The organism is Bacillus sp. RC251, assembly GCF_044908765.1.
GTDB lineage: Bacteria > Bacillota > Bacilli > Bacillales > Bacillaceae_G > Bacillus_A > Bacillus_A wiedmannii.
The window spans coordinates 1,794,839-1,816,493 of record NZ_JBIYDP010000001.1 but is presented as its reverse complement, the minus strand read 5'-3'; the positions used below and the strand labels follow the sequence as shown (position 1 = coordinate 1,816,493).

Annotated in this window: 24 protein-coding genes and 2 pseudogenes; 15 read left to right on the top strand and 11 right to left on the bottom strand. The window is 33.0% G+C overall.

What is annotated here, in order from left to right; all coding sequences use genetic code 11:
* Nucleotides 1-11 precede the first annotated feature (11 nt).
* Nucleotides 12-653 carry an HD domain-containing protein gene (locus tag ABH961_RS09185; protein ID WP_404519267.1) on the bottom strand — a complete coding sequence of 214 codons (642 nt, stop codon included), beginning with the start codon at nucleotides 651-653 and terminating at the stop codon, nucleotides 12-14.
* Between the two features lie 104 nt (nucleotides 654-757).
* Here ABH961_RS09185 and ABH961_RS09180 point away from each other — a divergent pair, with 104 nt between their 5' ends.
* The 5 genes from ABH961_RS09180 (at nucleotide 758) to ABH961_RS09160 (ending at nucleotide 5,792) form a co-directional block, all read left to right on the top strand.
* Complete coding sequence (locus ABH961_RS09180; RefSeq protein ID WP_048547413.1) at nucleotides 758-1,261, top strand: GNAT family N-acetyltransferase; 504 nt, start codon at nucleotides 758-760, stop codon at nucleotides 1,259-1,261.
* Between the two features lie 255 nt (nucleotides 1,262-1,516).
* Nucleotides 1,517-2,032: a DinB family protein gene (locus ABH961_RS09175; protein ID WP_404519265.1), complete on the top strand. Its 516-nt coding sequence runs from the start codon at nucleotides 1,517-1,519 to the stop codon at nucleotides 2,030-2,032.
* A gap of 247 nt (nucleotides 2,033-2,279) precedes the next feature.
* On the top strand, nucleotides 2,280-2,945 hold the full coding sequence (locus ABH961_RS09170) for a lytic polysaccharide monooxygenase (protein ID WP_048547409.1): 666 nt from the start codon (nucleotides 2,280-2,282) through the stop codon (nucleotides 2,943-2,945).
* 162 nt (nucleotides 2,946-3,107) lie between these two features.
* Nucleotides 3,108-4,037, top strand: coding sequence for a manganese-dependent inorganic pyrophosphatase (gene ppaC, locus ABH961_RS09165; protein WP_000416840.1), 930 nt, complete (start codon nucleotides 3,108-3,110; stop codon nucleotides 4,035-4,037).
* Between the two features lie 108 nt (nucleotides 4,038-4,145).
* On the top strand, nucleotides 4,146-5,792 hold the full coding sequence (locus tag ABH961_RS09160; RefSeq protein WP_098132619.1) for a M3 family oligoendopeptidase: 1,647 nt from the start codon (nucleotides 4,146-4,148) through the stop codon (nucleotides 5,790-5,792).
* A gap of 18 nt (nucleotides 5,793-5,810) precedes the next feature.
* Here the strand turns inward: ABH961_RS09160 and ABH961_RS09155 are convergent, their stop codons facing one another.
* A complete protein-coding gene (locus ABH961_RS09155) occupies nucleotides 5,811-6,008 on the bottom strand; it encodes a DUF4017 family protein (RefSeq protein ID WP_098047709.1) in 198 nt (65 codons plus the stop codon).
* 161 nt (nucleotides 6,009-6,169) lie between these two features.
* Between ABH961_RS09155 and ABH961_RS09150 the strand changes: the two genes are divergently transcribed.
* Nucleotides 6,170-7,375 carry a peptide ABC transporter permease gene (locus ABH961_RS09150; RefSeq protein ID WP_141497603.1) on the top strand — a complete coding sequence of 402 codons (1,206 nt, stop codon included), beginning with the start codon at nucleotides 6,170-6,172 and terminating at the stop codon, nucleotides 7,373-7,375.
* A 20-nt stretch (nucleotides 7,376-7,395) separates the two neighbouring features.
* Nucleotides 7,396-7,845 (top strand): DUF6884 domain-containing protein, encoded by a 450-nt coding sequence (locus ABH961_RS09145; protein ID WP_098067966.1) that lies wholly within the window; start codon nucleotides 7,396-7,398, stop codon nucleotides 7,843-7,845.
* 39 nt (nucleotides 7,846-7,884) lie between these two features.
* On the opposite strand, the pseudogene ABH961_RS09140 reads toward ABH961_RS09145, so the two are convergent.
* A pseudogene (locus ABH961_RS09140) lies at nucleotides 7,885-8,367 on the bottom strand (site-specific integrase); the annotation flags it as partial.
* A 259-nt stretch (nucleotides 8,368-8,626) separates the two neighbouring features.
* Here ABH961_RS09140 and ABH961_RS09135 point away from each other — a divergent pair.
* Entirely contained in the window at nucleotides 8,627-9,502 is an 876-nt protein-coding gene (locus tag ABH961_RS09135) for an N-acetylmuramoyl-L-alanine amidase (protein WP_404519262.1), read from the top strand.
* A gap of 151 nt (nucleotides 9,503-9,653) precedes the next feature.
* Here the strand turns inward: ABH961_RS09135 and ABH961_RS09130 are convergent, their stop codons facing one another.
* From ABH961_RS09130 to ABH961_RS09115, 4 genes are read right to left on the bottom strand one after another with little or no spacing between them, the layout of a single operon-like run.
* Entirely contained in the window at nucleotides 9,654-10,163 is a 510-nt protein-coding gene (locus tag ABH961_RS09130; RefSeq protein WP_048547399.1) for a hypothetical protein, read from the bottom strand.
* A 20-nt stretch (nucleotides 10,164-10,183) separates the two neighbouring features.
* A complete protein-coding gene (locus ABH961_RS09125; protein ID WP_404519261.1) occupies nucleotides 10,184-11,680 on the bottom strand; it encodes a T7SS effector LXG polymorphic toxin in 1,497 nt (498 codons plus the stop codon).
* Entirely contained in the window at nucleotides 11,677-12,039 is a 363-nt protein-coding gene (locus tag ABH961_RS09120) for a DUF3958 family protein (protein WP_098047704.1), read from the bottom strand. Before ABH961_RS09120 ends, ABH961_RS09125 begins: the two co-directional genes overlap by 4 nt.
* Nucleotides 12,040-12,080: 41 nt before the next feature.
* Entirely contained in the window at nucleotides 12,081-12,356 is a 276-nt protein-coding gene (locus tag ABH961_RS09115) for a TIGR04197 family type VII secretion effector (protein ID WP_048547393.1), read from the bottom strand.
* A gap of 389 nt (nucleotides 12,357-12,745) precedes the next feature.
* Here ABH961_RS09115 and ABH961_RS09110 point away from each other — a divergent pair, with 389 nt between their 5' ends.
* The 4 genes and pseudogenes from ABH961_RS09110 to ABH961_RS09100 all read left to right on the top strand — a co-directional run bounded on the left by ABH961_RS09110 (nucleotide 12,746) and on the right by ABH961_RS09100 (nucleotide 15,288).
* Complete coding sequence (locus ABH961_RS09110; RefSeq protein WP_048547391.1) at nucleotides 12,746-13,102, top strand: hypothetical protein; 357 nt, start codon at nucleotides 12,746-12,748, stop codon at nucleotides 13,100-13,102.
* Between the two features lie 69 nt (nucleotides 13,103-13,171).
* Nucleotides 13,172-14,488 carry a hypothetical protein gene (locus tag ABH961_RS09105; protein ID WP_098047702.1) on the top strand — a complete coding sequence of 439 codons (1,317 nt, stop codon included), beginning with the start codon at nucleotides 13,172-13,174 and terminating at the stop codon, nucleotides 14,486-14,488.
* Nucleotides 14,489-14,704: 216 nt separating this feature from the next.
* Nucleotides 14,705-14,794 (top strand): annotated as a pseudogene (locus ABH961_RS30070) (DUF6884 domain-containing protein); the annotation flags it as partial.
* 305 nt (nucleotides 14,795-15,099) lie between these two features.
* A complete protein-coding gene (locus ABH961_RS09100; protein WP_088096646.1) occupies nucleotides 15,100-15,288 on the top strand; it encodes a hypothetical protein in 189 nt (62 codons plus the stop codon).
* A gap of 51 nt (nucleotides 15,289-15,339) precedes the next feature.
* Here ABH961_RS09100 and ABH961_RS09095 read toward each other — a convergent pair whose 3' ends face one another.
* The 4 genes from ABH961_RS09095 to ABH961_RS09080 form a co-directional block, all read right to left on the bottom strand.
* Nucleotides 15,340-15,792: a hypothetical protein gene (locus tag ABH961_RS09095; RefSeq protein ID WP_048547387.1), complete on the bottom strand. Its 453-nt coding sequence runs from the start codon at nucleotides 15,790-15,792 to the stop codon at nucleotides 15,340-15,342.
* Nucleotides 15,793-15,930: 138 nt separating this feature from the next.
* Nucleotides 15,931-16,287, bottom strand: a complete 357-nt coding sequence (locus tag ABH961_RS09090; protein ID WP_000606238.1) for a hypothetical protein — start codon at nucleotides 16,285-16,287, stop codon at nucleotides 15,931-15,933.
* A 129-nt stretch (nucleotides 16,288-16,416) separates the two neighbouring features.
* Nucleotides 16,417-17,040: a hypothetical protein gene (locus tag ABH961_RS09085; protein ID WP_048547385.1), complete on the bottom strand. Its 624-nt coding sequence runs from the start codon at nucleotides 17,038-17,040 to the stop codon at nucleotides 16,417-16,419.
* A gap of 682 nt (nucleotides 17,041-17,722) precedes the next feature.
* Nucleotides 17,723-17,884 carry a hypothetical protein gene (locus tag ABH961_RS09080; protein ID WP_048547384.1) on the bottom strand — a complete coding sequence of 54 codons (162 nt, stop codon included), beginning with the start codon at nucleotides 17,882-17,884 and terminating at the stop codon, nucleotides 17,723-17,725.
* Nucleotides 17,885-18,168: 284 nt separating this feature from the next.
* Between ABH961_RS09080 and recQ the strand changes: the two genes are divergently transcribed.
* The 3 genes from recQ (at nucleotide 18,169) to ABH961_RS09065 (ending at nucleotide 21,616) form a co-directional block, all read left to right on the top strand.
* Nucleotides 18,169-20,286, top strand: coding sequence for a DNA helicase RecQ (recQ, locus tag ABH961_RS09075; RefSeq protein ID WP_048547382.1), 2,118 nt, complete (start codon nucleotides 18,169-18,171; stop codon nucleotides 20,284-20,286).
* Nucleotides 20,287-20,309: 23 nt separating this feature from the next.
* Complete coding sequence (locus tag ABH961_RS09070; protein ID WP_048547381.1) at nucleotides 20,310-20,693, top strand: gamma-glutamylcyclotransferase family protein; 384 nt, start codon at nucleotides 20,310-20,312, stop codon at nucleotides 20,691-20,693.
* Between the two features lie 179 nt (nucleotides 20,694-20,872).
* Nucleotides 20,873-21,616: a class I SAM-dependent methyltransferase gene (locus ABH961_RS09065; RefSeq protein ID WP_048547379.1), complete on the top strand. Its 744-nt coding sequence runs from the start codon at nucleotides 20,873-20,875 to the stop codon at nucleotides 21,614-21,616.
* Nucleotides 21,617-21,655: the final 39 nt, after the last annotated feature.

The following is a 21,655-nucleotide window of genomic DNA, read 5'->3' as shown; positions in this document are numbered from 1 at the left end:
TTGTATGCAATTTAACATTCCATATTTTTATAAATCGATTTCTCCACGTCAGGAAGAACTCTGTATATGCTCTTACCGATTAAAGATTCTAATTCATTCTTAATTGTATAGAAACCTTTCCAATGTAAAGAAGAATGAGAGGTTGTTCCATGTCGTAAACCAACTGAAATTAATCTTTTTTCAAGAGTAGTAAAGCCGTCTGCATCAGCAAGTGCGTCACAAAGGGTAATGACCTTATTGTATAAGTCGTAGTCACTATTTTTATTTAAAATTTCAATTAATCGGCTTTTCATATAATCAGGAACAAGGGACCACTCCGCTGCTATATCTAAATGTTCATTTTTGCACGGGAATGAATGTGTCACGCAAATAATCGCGTTTCCTATATAGCCTAAATCATTCATATACATATAACCATCATAGGAATGAATAACAGATTTAGTAAAACCTTTATACCGTCCTATATCATGCAGGAGAGCTGCATTATATGCTATGTCAGCATTTAGGTCATACCCATTATTAATAAGTTCTACAGCTATCTTTTCAGTTGCAAAAGCAACATTATATGAATGTTTGAACCACGGACCTGGGTTTTGTTCATATGCCCACTCGAGAAGTTCTCTTGCGTATGTCCTATCTAATATATACTTCATATAAGTATCCTTTCTCTAAAAATTGTACTTTAAATAATTTCATCTTAGTAACCCGTTTTTCCTTCCTTAAAACTTGGTACAATGAAACAAAAGGGGGATTAGTAATGCAAAATGTAGTAATTGAAGAGATTAAGCAAATAAAAGATGACGTGGAGGAGCTTTCGAATCTTTTGAAAACGGTTGTAGATGATGGGGCATCAATTGGTTTTTTACCTCCACTGGAACAAAAAGAATCGGTAAAGTATTGGGAAACAGTCTTAGCACCAGAAGTGATCTTGTATGTTGCTAAAATAAATAATGAAGTGGCAGGGAGTATTCAATTACATTTAGTTACAAAGCCTAATGGGATTCATAGAGCTGAAATTTGCAAGTTAATGACTCATCCGAACTTCAGACGTAATGGCATTGGACGTTTGCTTATGCAAAAAGCAGAGGAAAGAGCAAAGCGAGAAAATAGGTCTCTTATAGTGCTAGATACGAGAGAAGGAGACCCTTCTAATAGATTGTATAAATCATTAGACTATAAAGAAGTTGGAAAAATACCAGAATACGCAATATCTCCAAATGGTAATTTAGATGCAACGGTTATTTATTATAAAATGATTTAGTATTTTTATTTAAAAAGAGGGATATTTTCAAATGACAAATTTGTTATTAGGTTTGAGTATTGATTTGTAAAAAGATTGATAAACCCCTGTATAATAGGGGGGTTCTTTTCATTCATTAACTTCATATTGAATGTTCAATTTGAGGGCCAATTTGTATAAGGTTTTATCAGTTGTATAAGAGGTATTACTTAAATAGGAATTTTGAAGTCTTTTGGTGAATATTAAATGTTAATCTAAAAGATGGAGGTTGCTGTGATGTTGAAACTGTTTCAATATAACTGGCAAGTTCGTGATGATTGGTTTACGTGGTGCGAAGACATGTCGGCCGAAGAACTGGTAAAGAAACGGGTCGGTGGGTTTGGCAGTATACTACATACTCTATTTCACATTGTAGATGTGGAATATATGTGGATCTTAGGGTTGCGTGGTGAATCAGTGCCTGAGGAGCCATTGTTTGAAGAGTATGCCAGCTTACAAAAAGCGAAAAATCTTTCAGCTCAATACCACGGGAAAGTGAAGCCATTTGTGACCTCTTGGACAAATGAAATGGATTCTCGGAAACTTTCAAAAGCTGACTTCAATGAAGAGCCGATTAGCTCAAGAGACGCACCAATTAGGCGCCGAGTCATTGAATGTACACACGGAGAGTTAATAAGTCATGTCATTGTCCACGAAATCCACCATATCGGCCAGTTATCTATATGGGCACGTGAAATCGGAAAGGAGCCAGTTTCCGCAAATCTGAGAGGGAGAGGGCTATTTGATAACTAGACTAACTTTGCCAATTTCGTAATTTATTTATAAACGAATAGTTTAATTTAGTATATTTAACACCGTCTATATTTCTCTAGCGGTGTTATTTGAATGTATCAATAAAATTTATTTAATGTACTAAATGAATTTGAGAAAGTTTTTAGAGGGTTCTTTTAGGTATGTTCTTCGACTTATAATTGATGTAGAGAAGATGACTAGCCGACTATAGTTATTTTCGCTTTATTATGGGAAAGGGGATGATGGGATGAGAACGAAAGGTTTACAGAAGGTGAAGAAAGTTATATTAAGTGGTGGTATATTACTTACGGGATTGTTAACTTTCGGTTTTTCAGAAAAAGCTTCAGCTCATGGATATGTTGAATCACCAGCGAGCCGTTCTTATTTATGTAAGCAAGGGGTAAATGTAAATTGCGGACCAATTCAATACGAGCCACAAAGTGTAGAAGGAATAGGTGGATTCCCGCAATTAGGACCTTCTGATGGACAAATCGCAGGAGCAGGCCATTTTCCTGCTTTAGACGTTCAATCAGTTGATAGGTGGAAGAAAGTTACGTTAAACGGCGGGACGAATACATTCAAGTGGAAACTAACCGCACCTCATAGTACGAAAGAATGGAAATACTATATTACGAAAAAAGATTGGAATCCAAATAAGCCGTTAACAAGGTCTGATTTAGATTTAGTGCCATTCTATGTGAAAAATGATGGGGGAACAAGACCAGGAACTTCAGTAACTCATGAAGCGAATGTACCTACTGATAGAAACGGATATCACCTTATTTTAGCTGTTTGGGAAATTGCAGATACTGGGAATGCATTTTATCAAGTTATAGATGTTAACCTTGTAAATAACGGTTTAGCATCAAATTTTCCGCTAAATCATGTAGTGCAAGCTCCTAGCTTATTTTAAATAAAATATACATTTTGATCATCTAATTCATTTTAGATGATCTTTTTTTACGAAAAACGATGAAAAATATAGAAGAAAGTGCAATTATTTATAAAAAATTATGCTTTAAATATTGTCATATTTGCTTCTTTAAGATATCCTTTTCATGAAGAGGTGGAAAACATGGAAAAAGTACTAGTTTTCGGGCATAAAAACCCAGATACAGATGCAATTTGTTCTGCAATTGCTTATGCAGAATTGAAAAAAGAATTAGGAATGAATGCTGAGCCTGTACGTTTAGGCGAAATCAGCGGTGAAACTCAATTTGCGTTAGACCATTTTAAAGTAGAAGGACCGCGTTTTGTTGAGACAGTTGCAAGCGAAGTGGACAACGTTATTTTAGTTGATCATAACGAGCGTCAACAAAGTGCTAACGATATCGAATCTGTTCGTGTGTTAGAAGTTATTGACCATCACCGTATTGCTAACTTTGAAACAAGCGATCCTATTTACTATCGTTGTGAGCCAGTTGGTTGTACAGCTACAATCTTAAACAAAATGTACAAAGAAAATGGCGTTACAATTCGTAAAGAAGTTGCAGGTTTAATGTTATCTGCAATCATTTCAGATTCTTTACTATTCAAATCTCCAACTTGCACAGAGCAAGACGTAGCAGCAGCTCGTGAATTAGCGGAAATCGCTGGTGTAGATGCTGATAACTACGGGTTAGAAATGTTAAAAGCTGGTGCTGACTTAAGCGGAAAAACAATGGAGCAATTAATCTCTCTTGACGCTAAAGAATTCCAAATGGGTAATGCAAAAGTTGAAATCGCACAAGTAAACGCTGTTGATACAAACGACGTTCTTGTACACCAAGCGGAACTTGAAAAAGTTATCTCTGCAGTAGTAGAAGAAAAAGGTTTAGACCTATTCTTATTCGTTGTAACTGATATCTTAACTAACGATTCTGTCGGTCTTGCGATCGGTAAAGCAGCAAACGTTGTTGAGAAAGCATACAACGTATCTCTAGAAAACAACACTGCTACTTTAAAAGGTGTTGTATCTCGTAAAAAACAAATCGTACCAGTATTAACAGAAGCATTCCAAGCTTAATTTTATTGAGTACAGATACACAGCAAGGACAAGTAGTCGGATTGGCTACTTGTCCTTTTCTATCTCTAAAAAACAGAAAATTAAAATTTTAAAACAGGAGGATTGTGTATGCTTAATGATTTGGAGAGTAAATTACAGTCACTTTTAGAGCGAAATATGACTTCTGTTTCAGAATTAGAGAGTTGGCTTTTGGATGAACTGCGTGTAACCGCTGAAATAGAAGAGGAGATAACAAGTAGTTTAATTGCCACGTATAGAGATACAAATGACAGAAATAAACGTAATTTACATATGTATAATCAAAATACAATTCAACCACTTTTAAAAAGATACAATGCGAAATTTGACCAGAAATTTAGAGAGTCTCCGTTTTCCGACTTATTAAATGAGCAGAAATACGGTTTTATGAAAAAAGCAAGATTGGTAAAAAGTAAAATGTTTAATGACAAGAACGTTGCTCTTTCCATTAAAGAGCAAAAGCTTATTACGAAATATAGAGAAATAATGTCTAACATATCTATTAATTGGGAAGGAGAGCAAAAGACGTATGCATATGTAAAAGCAAAGCTAGATAACCCCAATAGAGCTATTCGCGAAAAAGCTTGGTACGCTTTATGTGAAGCAAGAAGTATAGTGAAAATAGAAATAGATTGTATTATGAATGAACTCATACAATTGCGGAATGAGATCGCTTTAAATGCAGGATTTAATAATTATAGTGAGTATGCTTTTAAACAAAAAAATAGAGATTATAGTATTAAAGAGTGTTATAAGCTTCATGAATCTATAGAAAAGTATGTTGTACCAATATGGGAACAGTTGGGGATTCTTTCTAAAAACAATCTCGGTGTAAAAAAATATCGCCCTTGGGACCTTACTCCATGTAAATTACCAAAAGCTCCATTCCAAAATGCAATTGATTTATTGAATGGGGTGGAAGAAATATTTCGGAAGACAGATTTATATTTTTATGAGAAATTTATTCATATACGAAGAACGGGATTAATTGACGTAGAAGAACGTGAAAATAAAGCACCGGGAGCTGCTTGTTTTACCTTTCCTCATAGTAAAGAGGTTTTTGTGTATTCTAATTTTAGTCCATCTTTTTATGCAATTAACGCGCTAATACATGAAGTGGGGCATGCATTTCATTTTTATAAACAATTTAACAATGATAGTAGCATGCAAGAAAGATATCTTCGTGAAGAGGTAGCTGAGCTTTATTCCCTAGGTCTTGAGTTGCTAGTAATGGATAAGCTCAATATCTTTTATAAGCAAGAGGATGAATATAAAGAAGTGCAGCGCATACAATTATATCGTGCTTTGTCTTTATTAATGTCGTCCATTGCAGGAGATGTATTCCAGCACTGGCTCTATACAAATCCAAACCATACACCAGAAGAACGTGATAAGAAATACGCTAAAGTATGTAAAAGGTATCAATATTCACCAGTCAATATTGTAGGATTAGAAGATGAAATCGGTGCAAGCTGGTTAGAGTCATTTCATTATGTTCAGTTACCTTTCTATAAAATTGAATACGCAATTGCGCAAATAGGAGCAATGCAATTGTTTCAAATTTATCGAGAGGATCCAAAAAAAGCGATTGCTTTCTTTAAAGAGGGAGCGAATGCAGATTGGAATTTACCTATACAAGAAATATATGAAAAAACAGGTGTTACGTTTGACTTTTCGGAAGAAAGGATAGAAAGTACTGCAAGTGTAATTTTTGATCAAATAAATGAATTAAAATAAGGATAGCATTTGCTATCCTTATAACTGTTTATTCGTAGATTTTTTCTTGTTTATATAAAATGTAATAATTGCAGTAATGAGGAAAATAGGTATAGCATATGCTTGCCCAACAAACAATTTCCAGCCAATATGATTATAGCCTTGAGATGTTGGAGCAATCATAGCGATTACGCAAACGATAATATAGAGTACTAGTGCAGGGATTATATTTTTCATTTGTTCACCCCCATTTCATAAAATCATCACATGTATATTTATATAATACTTTATAAATTGAGATAAGATATAGGTTTATCTAATATTTATGTAAATAAAAGGGTTGTTTTTAAGTGGAATAGAATAGGTGTATGTAGAATGATATAGGGGTGTTATATATAATGAACAATATATTAAATCGAATAAAGAAAGATATAAATATAAAATTATTGAATGGGCTATGGCCTGGTTTTAAGAGGGCTGCATTTGCATTATATGATGATGAGCATGTGTATGTATTTCATCATCCATTATTTTTGAAAGATGATGGTGAGTATGCCATTTTAAAGTGGGATGACCAAATTAAAGGTGATACACTTATTCTATTCAAAGATTATCCGACTGCCATTGTGAATATGAATAGGTATAAAGATTATGAAAGTTTATTTGCGGTTGTTGTGCATGAACTTTTTCATTGCTTTCAATATTTGAATAAAGAAAGTAGATTTCCAAATGAATCTCTAGGATTTCTATATCCTATTTTAGAAGAAAATATACAATTGCGAAATAATGAACGAATGTGTTTATATGATGCTGTGCATTGTAAGTCACAAGCTGAGAAATATAATTATATTAAGCAATTTATTGAACTAAGAGAGCAAAGAACTAGTTTTATGAAAGAAGAGTTTATAACATATGAGTGTATGGTTGAAAGTATAGAGGGCCCTGCTTGGTATGTTGAAATGAACGCCCACATTGCAGTATGCGAAAAGGATGAAAGTGAAACAATACGAAAATATAGCGGACTTATTTTAGATGCATATGAAGCTAATTATAACATTAGGAAGAGCTGCTATAGCTCAGGAATGCTTTTATGTTTATTATTAGATGAAATCCATCCTGAATGGAGAACGAACTTCTTTAATAGTGATAAATCGTTATATTCTTTTTTAAAACAAAATATAAATGTGGATTTGAGTTTTAATAATGAAATTGCAATAAGTAAGGAAACGAAACAAATCCTTCATTTTGTTCAAAACGAAAGAGACAAGGATTTTAAACAATTCTATAAAGAAAAAGGGTATCATCTGTATATTGTAGGGGATATAAAATTAAATTCGTTTAATCCGATGAATGTAAAATTAAACAAAAATAAAGCGTTACATAAAACCTTTTTAAGTGTAAGTATACATAATAAAACATATATGATAAATCAACCTGTTTTAGCATCTTTTGAAGAAGATTTTAAAAATATGAAACAAGTTCATATTATAATGAATGAAAAGCCAATAGAAACAAATAATGGATGGAACGTAGTAGGGATTGGAGATATAGAAGGTGAGTATGAAGAAGTAGGGAATTCTATATTTTTATATTTAAAAAGTTAGAAGTGAGGTAAGAAATAACGATGAAAAGGTTATGCATAATTCCATGCGGAAAAAAGAAGATTTGGGATAAGTATCCAGATTACGGACCGATGGAGGCAAAAGATGTATATATTAGTCCATTCGGAAAAGCATGTCAGGCGTATGCAACTATGTTTTTCGAGAATTGGGTTATCTTATCGGCGAAACATGGATTTTTAAGACCAAATGATATTGTATTAGAAAACTATGATCTTGCCTTCGATTCAAAGAGTGATGAAATTATTAGCATGGAACAATTAAAACAACAGATGATTGAAAAAGACTTGTTTCAGTTTGATGAAATTGTTTTACTTGCAGGCAAGAAGCATAAGAAAGTAGTGACACAATTATATGCAGAAGAAATTATTACGTACCCATTAGCAGGGTGTAAAGGGATTGGGTATATGTTGCAGAGGTTGAAAGGGGCTGTGGGGGTAGGGAAGGAACTATAGAGAATAGCTGTTGAATGTGATAGTTGGTCACAAGATTGGTCACATTTTTATTATCTTTTCAAGTTCATCAGGTATTGACTTATCCATACTCGGTAAAACATGCGAATAAATATCTAACGTAGTCTTAATCGATACATGTCCCAAGCGTGAAGAGATTAATTTCACATTTACGTTTTGTTCAATTAACATCGTCGCATGTGTATGTCTTAAGTCATGAACTCTAATTTGCGGTAAACCAACACGTTTAGTTGTTTCTTTGAAGAAATGACGAAAGTTACGCGGGATGATAGGTTTACCTTGTTGAGTACATACAACTAAGTCAAAGTTATTATATTCAGCTTCAAGCTGTTTCTTCTCACTTTCAATTCTATCCCTATGAGAAAGTAATTCATCAACGAGTATCGAAGGGATATGGATGGACCTTATACTAGAATCGTTTTTTGCCCCAGTTTTTATTTTAACATCTTGTGTAACAGTTTGTTTAATGTGAATTATGCCATTTGTAAAGTCTATATCACTCCATCTAAGGCCGAGAGCTTAACCCGATAACGCAATGATTACATAGCCTATACGACACCGTGTAACGCTCTTTAACGTGCGTGATTTACTAATAAATTCAGATACCTGTTCTGTGGTCCAAATATTCATTTCTCTCTTCTTAATCTTAGGCAACCTTGTTCCTTCAGCTGGATTATCTTTAATTAGTTTCATTGTCTTTGCTCTTTTTAGAGATCCATTAATAATTTGAAAAATTAAACGGATTGTCCTAGGAGCATAATGATTGTCAAGCACTATTAATATTCAAAAATATGAGTCTCGTACATGGCGTTCAGCATTCGTTCACTATGCAGTTGATTGGAATGAAACTATTCAAATTGCTGATACAAAATACATTGCTTATGGTGCAGGACCAGGCGCAAATAAAAGATTTGTACATGTAGAACTTTGTGAAAGGACTAATTATGAAAAGTTTAAACGTTCCTATGAAAAGTATGTTAGATTACTAGCTAAAATTTTAAAAGATAATGGTTTATCTGTAGAAAAAAGTTTATGGACTCACTATGATGTAACGAAGTATCTTGGCGGTACAGACCATGAAGATCCACTAGATTATTTGCGTAGTCATGGCGTTTCTGAATCTCAATTTAGAGCGGACGTGCGACGCGCGTATAATAATGGTGATGTATCAGTTCCAAATAAACCTTCTAATCCAGGTAAGCCGACTTCAAATGTGGAAGGAATTGCGTATGTTTTAGGATACAATGTGAATCTTCGCAAGGGGCCAGGAACAGATTATTCGGTTATTCGTCAATTAAACAAACCTGAAGCATACCAAGTATGGGGAGAGAAAGATGGATGGTTAAATCTTGGTGGAGACCAGTGGGTATATAATAACTCGTTTTATATCAAGTTTGAGAAGAAAGAGTCAGTTAATACGATTGCAGGGAAACGTGTTGTGTCTAAAGCGGACAATCTACGTTTCTATGATTCTCCTTCTTGGCAGGATAAAGATGTTGCTGGTACATTAGATGCAGGCTTAGGATTTGCAATTGATAAAAAAGTAATGGTGAATCGTTTTCCACAATATCGTGTACATAATTCTAAAGGGAAGACATTTTATATTACTGCTAGTGAGAAGTATGTGAGTGTGAAGTAATAGTAAAAGCCGACTCAAATTGATATGAGTCGGCTTTGTTAATTACAACTTTATTCTTTACTGTTTATAGATTCTTTTAGTGTTTCAAGTGTCTACTTTAACCATTCTATAGGTGTTAAATTTAAACAGTGTATTTAATATATGTTTTCATTTAAATGTTCAATTTATTTAATAACTTTTCTATTCTCTTTAATTCATTATTACTCTGTTCTGCAAGGTATTCATCAGGACATTCTTTTAATATTTCAAAAAAGTTTTCTGCTCCTTTTAATAAAGTTAATAATAATTCATCTTTATTAAAACGTGTTTTTTCTCCTGCAATAGATAATAAAATTTGCTCTTGCGAAATAACCTGCATTTTTACCTCTAAAGGTTGGTCTGGAAAATAAAAACTTACATCGTTTTTATTTTCAAACAATTCTTCAATTGCATTTATGAAATATGACCATAACTGATCAATCATATCCCATTCTTTAAATCCTAAAATAGTATTTCCATAATAGTTTATTATTATTGCACCTTCCATATAATCAAAATCAATAACCAGTTCTAAACATTTCGTATTATCAAAATCTATGAAATATTCAAGAAAGTTACTTTCGATATTATCTAATGAAGTTATTATTTTATCATTTTTTATATATGATTTTACACTAATCATATTAACGTCTCCTCGGATTTCTATTTAGGATATAATTGTCCTATTCTGCCATTTTTAAATCCAACAATATATGTTATTCCATCTACTTTCCCCTCAATTTGATACATACCTTTTGTTCCTTTAGAAATAATCGTATCTCTATTCTTACTGATAACTTCTCCTGCTATATTTTGTATATCAGATATCGACAAATCTTTGTTTAAAAATGATTGTTCTTTTTTTACTGAACCATCCCAATAATCTGGATGATGTCTTTCTAAAACATGTTTCATGCCTTTTTTATCAAACATTATGTTGTTTCCATCAATATTCCATTTTTTTGATGTGTAATTATCTAAATCATTAATAATTTTTTCTGGTTTGGCAGCTTTACTTGCCCCTTTACCAACACCAGAAGACGAAGAAGACTCGAATTTTTGAAGACTATCCTTGGCATTTTGAATCGATTTATCCCAAACCAATCCACCATGTACAACAGCACCAACACCAGCAGCTGTAGCAGCTGCATCTAATGGAAGAACAATTGGTGATGCTAACCCACCACTTCCTACTTCTGCGGCGAATGTTAAGAAATTAGCCCCACCTATGACCGAAATACCTTCAAAAATTTCTACAATAGATCCTGCCGTTGATATAACATGTCCAGTAAATCTTCCAGCTTGATAAGTTGCTTCGCTTTCTAATTTATCATTATCAGGTGGTGTTAGTCCAATATAGTCTTCAGCTACTGCACTACCAGCGCCTTGTATAAAGTCCCAGGCACCTTCATAAATATCTTCGACACCATGTTTAAACTTATCTAGTAAAGATTTATCTTTTTTCTCACTATTTAATGGACCACACATTGCTCCTTCTTCAATTGAACTACTATTTAAAAGATCGTCGGCCTGACGCTTCCTATCTTCTTCAATCGCCTGAATGGAAGTCGTCCACTCCATATTCAATTCTTGTGTACTAAACGTGCCACTTGCAGGACTAAAGCCTTTTCCACTTTGGACTTCGGCAAGACCAGTAGCAATACTAACTGCTAGTTGAAGAGCCGTACTATAGTTATTACTGGATGTATATTCAAATTCATGTAAATGCTCTAGTTTTTCTTCAAGTTTTTTTCTCATCGCAACTAAGACTGCAACAATTGCGTCTATTCCAGGCATTGGCATAGCTACATCTACCGCTTCTATACTTGCAATCGATTGATTGATTTCCTGTATTTGTTCTCTTATCTCTTGTTCGATAACATCAGTTGAAGCTACCTGTGATTGAAATTGACTTGGAAAAGCATCATTCTGACGGATTAATTCTTCACATAAATAAATGATTCCTTGCGCTAAAGGACGAAAGGTTTGAACAAAAAATGCTTTTGCACTGCTATATGTTTGCCCTTGTAACACAGTATCAGTTGCAAAAGCATCAATCGACTGAATGGCTTGTTCCATACCTTGAATGGTAGCCGTACATACAGCATTCATGCTTTGAGTTTGGCTTTGTACTTCGCCCAAATACATATTTAAACTCATGCATTGACCTCCCTTGCTAATTGTTGTTGCTGGTAGGATAGGTCGTCTTCTAAATCACTAAGGTCTCGTCTTTCTTTAAGCAATGTTTCTTTTTGATTTTCCAATTCGAATGTAAGTTTTCGTTCGATGTGTTGTGCTTCTTGACGCATATTCATAAAAAAATGAGATAACTCTCTATCGCCGTGCCAAGTTTCTAGAATTCGGTTAAATAAACGATTACTTCGATTTCTCCATTCGTGAAAATCTGCTTCCGCGTGTTCTTGAGTTTGAATTGCAGATTGATTCCGATCCTGTGCTTTGAATACACTTTGTAATTTTTGATTCAATTGATTGATTTGTTTTTCAATATCTTGACTCATCTTTTTCCTCCTACCGTTTTACTTTTACGAAGGTGGTCACATTAGCGAAAAGTGTTGTGAAGTTCGTGATCCATTCTCTCGAACTCTTTAGCTACCAAATGAATGTTATCGACCGCTTGTTGAAAGGCGGCGGAAAATTGTTTCGTCAAATCTAAAAGTTGTTGGTTCGCTTCTTGTGCTTTTGAATTAACAGAAAGTGTAGTACGCGTCGCCTTTTTTATAGAGCGATTTGTTGCACTTTGGATGGTATCCGACGCTGCTCTCATCTGCGTAGCAATTTGTTGTGCCGATTGAAAATTACTTTGAAATTGTCCCATCGTATAAACCCTTTCTATATTTCTATGAACGTATTAAAGAAGGGGAGTGCCTAGTATGTATGTCCATTATCCTATTGTTCTTTATAGGAACTCTCCTGGGAAAATATTGCAGATATAATTATAACAATAAATGGTTAAAATTTCCTCAAAAAATGTGTTTTACAACATATGTGTTTGTTATAGTTCTCAATAGGTAATGTAGTATAACGTAGAGGTAAAACACTAAGGGGAGAGTAATAAATTGATGTTAATATTTTAAATTATAATGATATTTTTCAATGGTAAAAATCGATAATTTAGGTACTTAGTTGAGACTATCCCAATCCTGTTTCATAGTGTGACTAAACAAGTTATAATTAAATTATAGATGAACAGAAGGGGATGGCTCAATGGAGAAAAATAGTGAGTTGTATAAGCATTTAAGCTCAACCGGATATTCAAAAAGAATAATGAAATATCAACTAGAAACCTATTTAAAGGGCATTTGGGAAGATGGATATTTAAGATTAAATATGGGGATTGTGCGTAAGATACAAAAGAAATATGGGCATAACGATCAAGTAATGATAGCGATAATAGATTACGTATTGTATATTTCTAAAGGAATTCTTTATCTTCGATATATAGAGTATCTTTCTGCTATGATTATTGGCGAAAGAATTGATTCAATGAAAAATTTATTAAAGTACTTATATAACGTGAAACCGTTACAGCAAGAAATAGAATGCAGGTTGGATGTCAAATAAAACTAATATCTGTTTCTAGGCAATGTTACAGTAAATGATGGAACTATATCATTATGGAGGAATAAATAGATGATAAAAGAAATATCCTTATTTGATTTGAATGAAATAATTGATAATAGAAAAGCTGCCTTCCTTTGTGGTAATGGATTTAGTATGAATTTCGATAGTGATTTCGGAAATATATTTAACAGGTTATATGATGCTCATAAAGAAATTATAAAAGGTAATGCAGAATATAAAATTAAAGCGAATTCACTATTTGAAAACAAATGTAAAGGTAATTATGAAAATGTTAAAATGCTGTTAGAGGATGCTTCTAGTGAGAGAATAGTAAAAATATTCAGCGATGCATTGATTTTTGCAGAAAGCATACAACAAAACAATAGATTAATTGATGAGTTATGGAATAGAAATTTAATTAAAAAACTTGTTTTTGGATTAAGTGAACAAGATATTTTAAATCAAATTTGTAAAATAGGACAAGAACTAGGTATAGAACGTATTAATATTGAACACTGGACAATCCTTATTTATTTTTATTTTGCTATCCAGCAAGTAAAGCCATCTTATTATGAATTTCCAGAAAATAATTTATTTTTAAAGGCGATAGATATTGGCGATGAAAATTCGAATGAAGCAAAGGATGATATAACTTCAAGAGTAATCACTAATGGCTTTAGTACATATTATCGTATGCTGTTTTCCATTGTTATTTTTGCAAATGGAAAGAGTGTGGACCATAAATTATTAAATAAAATCAACGAGATTTCGATTTCTGGAATAAACGATTTTCTGCAGAAATTTGAATGCCTGTGCTCTTTGAATTATGATCACATATTAGAGAACATAACGAAACGTAACGTAGAGCACTTTCATGGAGAATTTATTAAAGATGAGAAAGAATATGTGTTTAGTCAAAGTTATGGATTGAGTTATACTGATGGGTATATTAGTTTTTCTGATATTTTGATAGGCGACTATTTTATATTTAAATCGTTATTACCAATAATATCAAACTTTGCCATTAAGAGTAATCCTTATAATAAAAAGACAAAACCATTTTCTAATAGGATGAATGATGTTATTCTAACAAATGCAATTGATACATTTTTTATATTTGGCATGAATATTGAAAATGATCAACATGTAATTAGAAACATTATGGTATGTCTTCATAGTGCAGGTATTCGAAAACCGAAAATAGTGTATTCTTATTTCAACGAAAAAGAAAGAAATGCATTTGTAGAACAATTTGAAGCTGTAATTACTTTTGGGGAAGAACTTAGCAGTTATGCAAAAAATATAGAAGTGAATTATATTAAGACACAAGATATATTAAATGCGTATTTTTATAAAAATGAAATAGTTGAAGAATTATTAAATTAATGTGGTACTCACCAATGATTCTTTATCTCCATTAAAATAGAAAAAAGGCTTAGGATTTGTTCTCCTAAGCCTTTTTTTATGGAAATAATCATGTCAAATAGCAAATTATTATTTAAATAGCGATCACATTTTGGTCACAAAACTGGTCGCAAATCTTAAAAATTCAACCCTTTCGTTAAATTAAACACCTCCACAAACCCTGTAATAAAGCCATTTCTCATTACGTACCCATTAGCAGGGTGTAAAGGGATTGGGTATATGTTGCAGAGGTTGAAAGGGGCTGTTGGGGAAGGGAAGGAACTATAGTAGAAAACTATTCGATGTTGAATCTTTAGAGTTTGTATATTTAGAGCATGCTCCATCTAATATAACAGCTCGACAAAGAACAGATAATAGAATTTTCTTCAAAATTTATCCTCCTACATGTATAAAATATATTTTCGGTTTATAGTATAACAGATTACAAATAATCATTTTACAAAAACTTTTAAAAAGATTTGTTTTCAGTAAGATTAGCTATACTAAAGAGTCAAAACTAGACTAGTAAACAATCCTTTTTATACTTTCAAACATAGAATATGATGAATACTATTGAAGGGAGAGTCATATTCATGGGAAACAATTGTCGTTGTAGACAGTTCCGGGATTGTAATAGATTTTGGGATGATCTAATGTTTGGAAGATGTAGACGTAGAGATTGTGATGATTGTGGTTGTAAACGAAAACGTCATTGTGATTGTGATGATTGCCGTTGCAATCATAAACGTGACGATGATGACGATAAATGCCGAAAGTGGTAATTTTTTTGAAAGAGTACTTATAAGTAAGTACTCTTTTTGTATATCAACCTTTTACATTCCATCCTGAACTAATTTCCTTTCAATTTCCCATGAATCTCGCTTTTTAATTGTAATAGCGATATTAGTTCCAGTATACTCCTTATAAAAAATATATCCATTGTTTGCGTTCACATATGTCAATGGTTCACCTATGCAATCTCGCGAACAAGATGTATTAATTAGCTCGATTAATGATAGTTCGCTCGGATCGGTTTTACTTACATCTATAATAGTATCAACGTCTATTTTACGGTAACCTTGTAAATTCACATGGAAACTTTGTTCAATTTCACCTGTAATGCTAGTATTCATTACTTCAACAGAATTTTTCTTTTCTTGAAGAAATCCGTTTTCATAAAGTAATTTTGTATATCCAAGCCATCCAATTAAAACTAGCATAATAAATATACTAGATATTTTAAGTGTTCGAAGCCGTTTACTAACAATCGTTTCTGAGTATTTCATTTAGTTTAATCCTCCAATGTTTTTAATTAAAAGTATGCCTAGATACATACTTTTAGAAGAAGGATAGAAGTTAATGAGTTCTGGATTCAAAAAAGAAAGCATCCGAAGTTAGATGCTTTCTTTTTTTAGTATTTTTCGCTATCTGTTCGTTACTTGTTTCATAAGTGGCCTAATTTCTTTAACGGGTGGTTTTTTATCATAGGCATCAACGTAAGAGAAATAGTAATTTAAGTTTCTGAGAAGACCTTTTCCTATTTTAGCGCTCAAGAACGGAAATACTTGTCCAGTATAATCATCGAGAGATTTACAGTAATATTTTTCATCTAGATAAATACTGTATTTACATGTTAGTTCTACTAGTGAGTTCCCTTCATCATCAATTACTTCTTTAGAATCAATAATGTCTATTAATGCGAATTTTTCATTCAGATAAACTTTCTTCTTTTTCTCGTGTTTATTTGTGAGGATAAATACGAGACCAATGGCGTTAATCAAAAGATTTCCTCCTATAAAAAACGGATATTAATAAAATATATCGATATACGTTAAATGTAAAGAGGAGAGGTGAAATTTCATTGATAGAAAGTTTTATAAACCGATTTGTTTTTTTAAATCGGCTTATTATTATTGAAACACTTGTGGGAATTGTTTTACGATTGCATTTGTTAGCATATCAGCCATTTCTAATGCTTCTTTTTCAATTTTATCGTATAGTTTTACGCTTGCTTCAAAATCTTTATTTAGGAAGGCAAGCGCTTCTGCTTTCGTAAGTGCTAAATGTTCATAAAACATTTTTCTGAATTCTTCTTTTTCTATATATGGGTTGATGCTAGTAAGAAACGCCACAATTTCATCACCATTAGCGTACCATTTTTTCTCTATAGCGGCAGCTGCATTTTGATCACCTGCTTTTGCGGCTTTAACTAGATCCGCTGCAATGACTAAGTGATCTTTAATTAGTGCACTATATTTTTTTACAGCATCTTCACCATAGAATGGTTCAAGTGACAGTCCCATATGTGTTGCATTTTGAAGAAGTCGCCCAACTGTAACGTTTACGTCTGGTAAATTAAAGACAATGCTAATAATAGCTAATCTCGTCCAAGCGACATGTTGTTCCCATAAAGAACGCATATAACCTTTTAAAAAGTTCTCGTTTTTACTAATTCGGTAATTACGTACGGATGTATCAAAGTGTACATAAGGGTTATGATAGGGGGAGTAATACGATTGCCAATAAGAATACATAAACGGTAACACTCCTTTGAACATGTATAACTCAAAGTATGATGGGAATTTATTTTTAGTTACGTGTCCTAAATTAATTTCAGAAATTGATATGGAAAAAGATGAAGAATTTTATTGCGATATATACAAATAAAATGAATATAAAAATAAACAAGGCTCTGCAAGGGAAGTTGCAGAGCCTCAAAAGGGTATTGCCGAGATGTCGGACTCGACTAAGTAATGTTATCATAAAATTCTATTTAAAAAACCTGGTAAATGTGTCCAAATGAAAGTGTATCTTTAATAAAGTCAAAGAGATCAGCTTCCCGCAGCAGATCCCGTTAACTAGATAATGTTGATGAGCAAAAACTCATCTGGAGTACTTTTATAGTAATAAGTGAAATTCGTTTTGTGTATGGAGAAAAAAAGAATTACTTCAATAAATGTTAAGAACTTATATTTTACATCTCGTTACTATTATCATTTGTTGTGAGTGGAGTATGGTTATAAAATAGAGAAAAGATATACAGGTGTATCTAAAAGTGTACTGAAATATATAATAATCAAAAAAGACCTGCTTTTATAAGCAGGTCAACTTAAGGGGTTTATCCAACAGAATATTTCATATGATAACATCTGTATTATAGTAAGTCTATAAGGTATATATTGAGAAAATTATTATGGATAATATATCACATACACATTAACGTTTAAAAAGTTGAGAAAGAAAATGGAAAAGCTTTCTATAAGAAAATAATGGCTGGCATTTATAATACGATTCATATTTCCACGCATCATGATTCGAAAATTGGAGTTGGTTCGGTACTGTTTTCTGCTTGATGGGACTAATATTCTGCTGCTTCATATAGTAACCTCCTGAATTCATATGTATAAGATTAGTAGTATTCAAGGAAGAGTAATAAAATGTACATTTATTTTGCAATTCATTTTATATGCGCTTTATTTTTGTTTTAAAATTTATAAACATAAATAGCCATTAAAACACCGTTGCTAAACAACCTTTAAAACGTAGAAAAGCATAAAAAATGAAAAAGCAAGCTGTTAGTCATGTATTCATCACTTTCATGACGCATAAGTGATGATATAATAGGAATAGATGAAAGATATAGAAAAGCAGGTGACTCTTTTTTGTTTACAAAAGCACAAGAACTTTTAGCGTCTTATTTCGGTTATTCGTCATTCCGAAGAGGACAAGATGAAACAATTAAAAATGTATTAGATGGGAAAGATACGGTTTGTATTATGCCTACGGGTGGTGGTAAGTCAATTTGTTATCAAATTCCCGCATTAGTATTCGAAGGAACGACATTAGTTATTTCACCTTTGATTTCACTTATGAAAGACCAAGTAGATACATTAGTACAAAACGGTATTTCAGCTACTTATATTAATAGTTCTATTTCAATTACAGAAGCGAATCAACGCATTCAATTAGCGAAACAAGGACATTATAAGTTACTTTATGTAGCGCCTGAGCGTCTTGATTCAATGGAGTTTGTTGACCAACTTATCGATATGAAAATCCCAATGATTGCAATTGATGAGGCGCACTGTATTTCGCAGTGGGGACATGATTTCCGTCCAAGTTATTTACATATACATCGTATATTAGATTATCTTCCAGAAAAGCCGCTTGTATTAGCTTTAACTGCGACGGCAACACCACAAGTTCGTGAAGATATTTGCAACACGCTTGGAATTAATCAAGAAAATACGATTATGACAACGTTTGAGCGCGAGAACTTATCATTTTCTGTTATTAAAGGACAAGATCGTAATGCATATTTAGCGGATTATATTCGTCAAAATCAAAAGGAATCTGGGATTATATATGCAGCTACTAGAAAAGTAGTTGATCAGTTGTATGAAGATTTAATGAAAGCGGGAGTTTCGGTATCAAAATACCATGCTGGTATGAGTGATACCGATCGAAATGAGCAGCAAGAACTCTTTTTACGTGATGAAGTGAGTGTAATGATAGCGACATCTGCATTCGGGATGGGGATTGATAAATCGAATATTCGTTACGTTATCCATTATCAACTGCCAAAAAACATGGAAAGTTATTACCAAGAAGCAGGACGTGCTGGACGTGACGGATTAGATAGTGCGTGTATATTGCTATATTCTTCTCAGGATGTGCAAGTACAGCGCTTTTTAATTGATCAATCGACAGGTGAATCTCGATTTTCAAATGAACTTGAAAAACTGCAAAATATGACTGATTATTGTCATACAGAACAATGTTTACAATCATTTATTTTGCAATACTTTGGAGAAGAACCGAAAGAAGATTGTGGCCGCTGCGGAAATTGTACGGACGACCGGGAAAGTATCGATGTGACGAGAGAATCACAAATGGTTCTATCTTGCATGATTAGAACGAACCAACGATTTGGAAAACAAATGATTGCACAAGTTTTAACTGGTTCGAAAAATAAGAAAGTTATTGAATTCAATTTTCATACTTTACCAACATACGGGTTACTATCAAATCGTAGCGTAAAAGAAGTTAGTGAATTTATTGAGTTTCTAATTTCAGATGAGTTAATTGCAGTAGAACATGGTACGTATCCAACATTAAAAGTTACGGAAAAAGGGAAAGAAGTATTATTAGGTAAAGAGAATGTTTTACGTAAAGAACGAGTAGAGACAAGACAAATTGTTCAAGATCATCCTTTATTTGAAGTACTGCGCGAAGTACGTAAAGAAATTGCGCAAGGAGAAGGTGTACCTCCATTCGTTATTTTCTCTGATCAAACGTTGAAGGATATGTGTGCAAAAATGCCACAAAGTGACTCTGAACTTTTAACTGTGAAAGGGATCGGCGAACATAAACTTGTGAAGTATGGTTCTCACTTCTTACAAGCAGTTCAGCACTTTATTAAGGACAATCCAAACTATGCTGAAACAGTTAAAACAGAAGTGGTGACAGAGCGGAAAAAGTCAGGGAAAGCTTCAGCAAATTCTCATTTAGAAACGTATGAAATGTATAAACAAGGCATTGATCTAGATGAAATTGCGAAAGAACGTGGCTTATCAAGACAAACAATTGAAAATCATTTAATTCGCTCTTTTGAAGATGGAATGGAAATAGACTGGAACAGTTTTGTTCCTGCAGAATATGAATCACTGATTGAAACTGCCGTGCAAAATGCAGAAGGTGGTCTGAAATCGATTAAGGAACAACTTCCAAATGAAGTGAGTTACTTTATGATTCGTGCATATTTACAATTTAGAAAGTAGAGATATATAAAGGGGATAGGGGAATGCATCACGTTTTCGTGTATGGCACATTAAGAAAAGAGCAAACGAATGCTCATTTTATGCAAGGTGCAATATGCATTGCAGACGGAGCATGGACGTATGGGAAATTATTTGATACAAACGAGGGGTATCCGGCAATGATTTGTTCAAATGAAGACAAAGTATACGGAGAAGTTTATGAAGTAAATGAGGTTATTCTGCAAAAATTAGATGAACTTGAAGAATATACAGGTAATGCAGAAAGTGATTTATATGACCGAATCACCGAAACGATTTATTTAGGAGATAGAATAATACGTGCATTTGTGTATGTCGCTCAAGATAAAGAGATGCTAAAGAAAGTTATCATTTCTGGTGATTGGGTAGAGTATCAACAAGAAAAATAATAGCAGCCATAGAGCAGATAGTGGGATCATTCATTATCTGCTTTTTATATTGTTACTTTAAAAATTCTTATTATTTTGATAAAATTGTAAATATAGAGAATAATAACCTTTTTTCATGGGTGTCAGAAATTTAGTTTCTCACCTGTAGAAGAAAAATCTATTGCAGGAGGAGAATAATAATGAATGAATTAGATGTGAGAGAATTTTACGAAAAACAATTCGAACTATCCAATTACGATATTAATACAGAAAACTGGTTAGAACAGGTTGCGAAAGAAGTTCAAGAACAAATTGGACATCCATTTCAGTCAATGTTAGAACTAGGAGCAGGAAATGGTGGATTTGCAAGGGCGATGTCTAAGTTACAAGTAAAAATGACTACTGTTGAGCTTGTACCAGAGTTAGTTATGTTTGCAAAAGAACATTCTACTAATGATATAGATATTCATTGCGCTGATTTTTATAAAATTAATTTTGAAGAAAAGTTTGATGTTGTTAGTTATTTAGACGGATTTGGTGTAGGATCAGATGATGAGCAATTGATTCTATTAAAACGGATTAAAAACTGGATGAAGGATGATGGATGTGCACTTATTGATATTTATCAACCACTTTATTGGAAAAAGGTAAGTGGACAAGAAATGACCTTAAGTGCAGCTATGCGAAAATACGAATATGATCGTATAAATGAAAGAATGTTAGATCATTGGTGGCATCCTAATAATCCAAATGATATAGTTACACAGTCTTTACGTTGTTATACGGTAGATGAGATTAGCAATCTATGTGCTGAAGCTGGATTAAGTATTGTAGGGTTCTTCCCAGGCGGAGCATATGATTTTGAAAAACGAAAATATAAAGAATTAGCAACTTTAAATGAATGTTTGGCGTACCGAATTAAAATAAAGAAGAGTAGAGATTAATCTCTACTCTTCTTTATTTTAGAAAATTCTTACTAAAAC

What these genes read in the sequence shown, in the direction of transcription:
- ABH961_RS09115 (WP_048547393.1), bottom strand. Translation starts at nt 12,356, where the DNA reads ATGGGACAATTTCAAAGTAATTTTCAATCGGCACAACAAATTGCTACG.
- ABH961_RS09145 (WP_098067966.1), top strand. Translation starts at nt 7,396, where the DNA reads ATGAAAAGGTTATGCATAATTCCATGCGGAAAAAAGAAGATTTGGGAT.
- ABH961_RS09175 (WP_404519265.1), top strand. Translation starts at nt 1,517, where the DNA reads ATGTTGAAACTGTTTCAATATAACTGGCAAGTTCGTGATGATTGGTTT.
- ABH961_RS09095 (WP_048547387.1), bottom strand. Translation starts at nt 15,792, where the DNA reads ATGAAATACTCAGAAACGATTGTTAGTAAACGGCTTCGAACACTTAAA.
- ABH961_RS09160 (WP_098132619.1), top strand. Translation starts at nt 4,146, where the DNA reads ATGCTTAATGATTTGGAGAGTAAATTACAGTCACTTTTAGAGCGAAAT.
- ABH961_RS09130 (WP_048547399.1), bottom strand. Translation starts at nt 10,163, where the DNA reads ATGATTAGTGTAAAATCATATATAAAAAATGATAAAATAATAACTTCA.
- ABH961_RS09105 (WP_098047702.1), top strand. Translation starts at nt 13,172, where the DNA reads ATGATAAAAGAAATATCCTTATTTGATTTGAATGAAATAATTGATAAT.
- ABH961_RS09125 (WP_404519261.1), bottom strand. Translation starts at nt 11,680, where the DNA reads ATGAGTTTAAATATGTATTTGGGCGAAGTACAAAGCCAAACTCAAAGC.
- ABH961_RS09070 (WP_048547381.1), top strand. Translation starts at nt 20,310, where the DNA reads ATGCATCACGTTTTCGTGTATGGCACATTAAGAAAAGAGCAAACGAAT.
- ABH961_RS09170 (WP_048547409.1), top strand. Translation starts at nt 2,280, where the DNA reads ATGAGAACGAAAGGTTTACAGAAGGTGAAGAAAGTTATATTAAGTGGT.
- ABH961_RS09100 (WP_088096646.1), top strand. Translation starts at nt 15,100, where the DNA reads ATGGGAAACAATTGTCGTTGTAGACAGTTCCGGGATTGTAATAGATTT.
- ABH961_RS09080 (WP_048547384.1), bottom strand. Translation starts at nt 17,884, where the DNA reads ATGAAGCAGCAGAATATTAGTCCCATCAAGCAGAAAACAGTACCGAAC.
- ppaC (WP_000416840.1), top strand. Translation starts at nt 3,108, where the DNA reads ATGGAAAAAGTACTAGTTTTCGGGCATAAAAACCCAGATACAGATGCA.
- ABH961_RS09110 (WP_048547391.1), top strand. Translation starts at nt 12,746, where the DNA reads ATGGAGAAAAATAGTGAGTTGTATAAGCATTTAAGCTCAACCGGATAT.
- ABH961_RS09180 (WP_048547413.1), top strand. Translation starts at nt 758, where the DNA reads ATGCAAAATGTAGTAATTGAAGAGATTAAGCAAATAAAAGATGACGTG.
- ABH961_RS09065 (WP_048547379.1), top strand. Translation starts at nt 20,873, where the DNA reads ATGAATGAATTAGATGTGAGAGAATTTTACGAAAAACAATTCGAACTA.
- ABH961_RS09185 (WP_404519267.1), bottom strand. Translation starts at nt 653, where the DNA reads ATGAAGTATATATTAGATAGGACATACGCAAGAGAACTTCTCGAGTGG.
- ABH961_RS09120 (WP_098047704.1), bottom strand. Translation starts at nt 12,039, where the DNA reads ATGAGTCAAGATATTGAAAAACAAATCAATCAATTGAATCAAAAATTA.
- ABH961_RS09085 (WP_048547385.1), bottom strand. Translation starts at nt 17,040, where the DNA reads ATGTATTCTTATTGGCAATCGTATTACTCCCCCTATCATAACCCTTAT.
- ABH961_RS09150 (WP_141497603.1), top strand. Translation starts at nt 6,170, where the DNA reads ATGAACAATATATTAAATCGAATAAAGAAAGATATAAATATAAAATTA.
- ABH961_RS09155 (WP_098047709.1), bottom strand. Translation starts at nt 6,008, where the DNA reads ATGAAAAATATAATCCCTGCACTAGTACTCTATATTATCGTTTGCGTA.